4 protein-coding genes are annotated in these 4392 nt (G+C 68.5%); all 4 read left to right on the forward strand.

Annotated features, from left to right (window positions below; genetic code table 11):
* Nucleotides 1-36: 36 nt before the first annotated feature.
* From LQV45_RS19015 to LQV45_RS19030, 4 genes are read left to right on the forward strand one after another with little or no spacing between them, the layout of a single operon-like run.
* Nucleotides 37-1320: an extracellular solute-binding protein gene (locus LQV45_RS19015; protein WP_230008356.1), complete on the forward strand. Its 1284-nt coding sequence runs from the start codon at nucleotides 37-39 to the stop codon at nucleotides 1318-1320.
* A gap of 1 nt (nucleotide 1321) precedes the next feature.
* On the forward strand, nucleotides 1322-2296 hold the full coding sequence (locus LQV45_RS19020) for a carbohydrate ABC transporter permease (protein ID WP_230008357.1): 975 nt from the start codon (nucleotides 1322-1324) through the stop codon (nucleotides 2294-2296).
* Nucleotides 2293-3120, forward strand: coding sequence for a carbohydrate ABC transporter permease (locus LQV45_RS19025; protein WP_230008358.1), 828 nt, complete (start codon nucleotides 2293-2295; stop codon nucleotides 3118-3120). The genes LQV45_RS19020 and LQV45_RS19025 overlap by 4 nt, the downstream gene beginning before the upstream one ends.
* 2 nt (nucleotides 3121-3122) lie before the next feature.
* Entirely contained in the window at nucleotides 3123-4190 is a 1068-nt protein-coding gene (locus tag LQV45_RS19030; RefSeq protein ID WP_230008359.1) for a glycosidase, read from the forward strand.
* Nucleotides 4191-4392 lie beyond the last annotated feature (202 nt).

Raw genomic sequence — 4392 nt, forward strand, 5'->3', positions numbered from 1 at the left:
CCGCGGGCCCCCGCCCGCCCCCACAAGGAGGAAGACATGCGACGACGCATTCTCGCCACAGCAGTAGCCGCCACCGGCATCCTCGCCCTCTCCGCGTGCAGCGGAGGCGGCGGTGGAGCCGGGGGCATGGACGCCCACGGTCCGATCACCATCTGGTACTCCAACAACACGGCCGAGATCGCGTGGGGCCAGCAGATGGTCGATGCGTGGAACGCCGATCACCCCGACGAGCAGATCACCGCGCAGGAGATCCCGGCCGGCTCCTCGAGCGAAGAGGTCATCGGTGCGGCGATCACCGCCGGCAACGCCCCGTGCCTGGTGTTCAACACCTCGCCCGCCGCCGTGCCCGGCTTCCAGCGTCAGGGCGGTCTGGTGAACCTCTCGGACTTCCCCGACGGCGAGCAGTACATCACCGACCGCAGCGGCGACCTCGCCGACCAGTACCGCTCCGACGACGGCGGCTTCTACCAGCTGCCGTGGAAGAGCAACCCCGTCATGATCTTCTACAACAAGGACCTCTTCGCCCAGGCGGGGCTCGATGCCGAGAACCCGCAGCTGTCGACGTACGACGAGTTCCTCACCGCCGCCCGCACCCTGAAATCGGCCGGGGTCGCGCCGTACGCCATCAACCCGGCGCCTACGAGCGAGTTCTTCCAGTCGTGGTTCGACTTCTACCCGCTGTACGCGGCGCAGACCGGCGGCACGCAGCTGGTCACGGACGGGACGGCGACCTTCGACGACGCGAACGGCGAGGCCGTCGCCGACTTCTGGCGCACGATCTACAGCGAGCAGCTCGCGGGCAACGAGCAGTACCAGGGCGATGCGTTCGCCGACGGCCAGGCCGCGATGGCGATCGTGGGGCCCTGGGCCGTGTCGGTCTACCAGGACAAGGTCAACTGGGGTGCCGTGCCGGTGCCGACCCAGAAGGGCACGGCGGCCGACGACACCTGGACCTTCAGCGACGCGAAGAACATCGGTCTGTTCACCGCGTGCGAGAACAAGGCCACGGCGTGGGACGTGCTGAAGTTCGCCACCAGCCAGGAGCAGGACGGGCAGTGGCTGCAGGAGACCGGTCAGATGCCGCTGCGCACCGACCTGACGACCACCTACGCCGACTACTTCGCCGCCAACCCCGCCTACGAGCAGTTCGGCGACCAGGCCGCCCGCACCGTCGAGGTGCCGAACGTGGCCAACTCCGTCGAGATCTGGCAGGCGTTCCGCGACGGCTACTCGAAGGCGGTCATCTTCGGCGAGGGTGACGTGAAGACCTTCCTCTCGGATGCCAAGACGCAGATCGATCAGCTCACGGCGGGGAAGTGACATGACCGTCGATATCGCCGGCACGACCGGACGCACCGGGGGCGACCCCGGGCGGCCCGGTCGTGCCGGGGGAGCGGGGGATGCCGGCAAGAAGCGGCGCCGCCTGCTCGGAGCGCAGCCGCTCGGCATCCTGTTCTCTGCCCCGTATCTGATCTTCATCGGGGTCGTGTTCGCCTACCCGGTGATCTTCGCGGTGTGGATGTCGTTCCATGACTACTTCTTCACCGCCCCGGGGGCACAGGTCGATCGGCCGTTCGTGGGGCTCGACAACTACGTCACCGCCCTCACCGATCCGGCCGTGTGGCGGTCGTTCGGCAACGTCGGGATCTTCCTGCTCATCAACGTTCCGTTGACGGTGGTGCTGTCGATCGTGTTGGCCACGGCGCTGGACCGGGTGGTGCGCGCCCGCGCGTTCTTCCGTGTCGCGTTCTACGTGCCCTACGTCACGGCATCCGTCGCCGTGGTCGCGGTGTGGCTGTTCCTGTTCTCGAACACCGGGCTGATCAACAACGCGCTCGGCCCGCTCGCGCCGAGCCCGTCGTGGCTGGTCAACTCGGCGCTGGCGATGCCGACGATCGCGCTGTTCGTGACGTGGAAGGGGTTGGGGTTCTACATCCTGCTGTACCTCGCCGCCCTGCAGAACGTGCCGCGCGAACTGAACGAATCGGTCGCCGTCGACGGCGGCGGGCGCATTCGGCAGTTCTTCGCGGTGACGGTGCCCGGCGTCCGGCCCGCGACGTTCCTCGTGGTGCTCCTGGCCACCATCACCGGAGCGAACCTCTTCACCGAGCCCTACTTGCTCACCAGCGGCGGCGGCCCCAACGGGGCCTCGACGTCGCCCGTGCTGCTGATCTACCAGAAGGGCATCGAGCAGCAGAACCCCGACGTGGCCGCGGCCATCGGGGTGGTGCTCATGGTGTTCGTGCTGATCATCGCGGCACTGCAGCGGCGATTCGTGGGGAGGGAGGAATCATGAGGACCAAGGTCGTGACCTACGGCGTGCTCACTCTCGGCGCCCTGGCGTTCCTGTTCCCCTTCTATTACATGGTCGTCGGGTCTCTCCAGACGAGCCCGGACACCTCGATCGCCGGAGCGTTCCCCAACCCCGCGAACCTCACGGTCGAGAACTACACCGCGATCGACGGCCGCATCAACCTGCTGCGGGGCCTGGTCAACTCGGGCATCTTCACCGGCGGCGTGATCCTCGGCACCATCGTGTTCGGCGTCCTCGCCGGGTATGCGCTCGCCGTGCTGCGCTGGCGGGGTCGCTCGGCGACCTTCGCGCTCGTGCTGCTGGTGCAGGTGATCCCGTTCCAGCTGCTGATGATCCCGCTCTACGTCATGATCGCCCGCGATTACGGCTTGGCCGACAGCTACCTCGGCATGATCCTGCCGTTCTTCATCAACTCCACCGCGGTCGTGATCTTCCGGCAGTACTTCTTGCAGCTGCCCAAGGAGCTGTTCGACGCCGCTCGCATCGATGGCGCGGGGGAGTTCCGGCTCCTCTGGAACGTCGCCCTGCCCCTGGTGCGGCCGGCGCTGCTGACCGCCGTGCTGCTGACCTTCATCGGTCCGTGGAACGAGTTCCTGTGGCCGTTCCTCATCACGAAGGACGCCACGATGCAGCCCCTCGCGGTGTCGCTGGCCAACTTCATCTCGACCATCGCGGCCTCCACCGCCAACCCCTTCGGCGCGATGATGGCCGGCGCCGTCGTGCTGGCTGCCCCCGCGGTAGCGCTGTTCCTGATCTTCCAGCGCTACTTCACCTCGAACGACCTCGGATCCGGAGTGAAAGGATGACAATGACCCCCGCATCCCCCGTCCCTTACCGCCTCACACGCCTCGGTGTGGTGATGACCCCCGAGCCCGGCAACGCCGACGAAGCGGAGGGCGTGCTCAACCCGGCCTCGGGCCGCGGCCCGGACGGCGAGCTGTACCTGCTGCCGCGCCTGGTCGCCGAGGGCAACGTCTCGCGCGTGGGCCTGGCCCGCGTCGTCGTCGAGGACGGCGTGCCCGTCGCCGTCGAGCGCGAGGGCGTGGTGCTCCAGCCCGACCGCGGGTGGGAGCGCGGCGCCGACAATGCCGGCACCGAGGACCCGCGCACGACATGGGTCGAGGCGCTCGGCCTGCACGTCATGACGTACGTCGCCTACGGTCCGTTGGGTCCGCGGACGGCGATCGCGGTGTCGGACGACCTGCGCGACTGGCGGCGGCTCGGGCCGGTGCTGTTCCGCTACCAGGACGACCTCGACATGGACCTCAACCTGTTCCACAACAAGGACACCGTGTTCTTCCCCGAGCCGGTGACCGCACCCGACGGCACCGAAGCCTTCGCGGTGCTCCACCGCCCGATGTGGGACCTCGGCGAGACCAAGCCCGGTCAGGGCGTGCGGCTGCCGGCCGGCATCGAGGATGCGCGGCAGTCGATCTGGATCAGCTACGTGCCCGTGGCATCCGTTCGGGAGGACCTGTCGAACCTCGCGCTGTGGGAGCAGCACCGGTTCGTCGCGGGGCCGGAGTTCCCGTTCGAAGAGGTCAAGATCGGGGGCGGCCCGCCGCCCCTGCGCATCCCGGAGGGGTGGCTCGTGCTGCACCACGGCGTGACCGGTGTCATCGACAACGCGTTCTCGCAGCAGCAGAAGGTCAACTACGCCGCCGGTGCCCTCATCCTGGATGCCGCGGACCCCAGCCGCGTGATCGCACGCACGCCCGAGCCGCTGCTGGCTCCCGAGACCGACGACGAGCGCAGCGGCATCGTGCCCAACGTCGTCTTCCCGACCGCGATCGAGGAGATCGACGGCCGACACTTCGTGTTCTATGGCATGGCGGACTCGAAGATCGGCGTCGCCCTGCTCGAACGGACCGACTGACGACCCCGCGCCGTGTCCGACGCCGCGAGGCTCGGGCGCGGCGCGGTCACAACTCCTGCAGGATCGCCGCCGCATCCGCCGTTCGGTGGCCCCGAGGTGGTTCTGCAGGAGTTGTGCCCCCCACCCCCACGAAAGGATCCCCCCATGAACGCACGATGGAGTGCGCGCGGCCTCGCCCTGCTCGGCGCGGTCGCCCTCGCGG

Source organism: Microbacterium sp. Bi128 (genome assembly GCF_918698205.1).

Excerpts from the sequence above, each read along its gene's own strand:
- LQV45_RS19015 (WP_230008356.1), top strand. The coding sequence starts at position 37 with ATGCGACGACGCATTCTCGCCACAGCAGTAGCCGCCACCGGCATCCTC.
- LQV45_RS19020 (WP_230008357.1), top strand. The coding sequence starts at position 1,322 with ATGACCGTCGATATCGCCGGCACGACCGGACGCACCGGGGGCGACCCC.
- LQV45_RS19025 (WP_230008358.1), top strand. The coding sequence starts at position 2,293 with ATGAGGACCAAGGTCGTGACCTACGGCGTGCTCACTCTCGGCGCCCTG.
- LQV45_RS19030 (WP_230008359.1), top strand. The coding sequence starts at position 3,123 with ATGACCCCCGCATCCCCCGTCCCTTACCGCCTCACACGCCTCGGTGTG.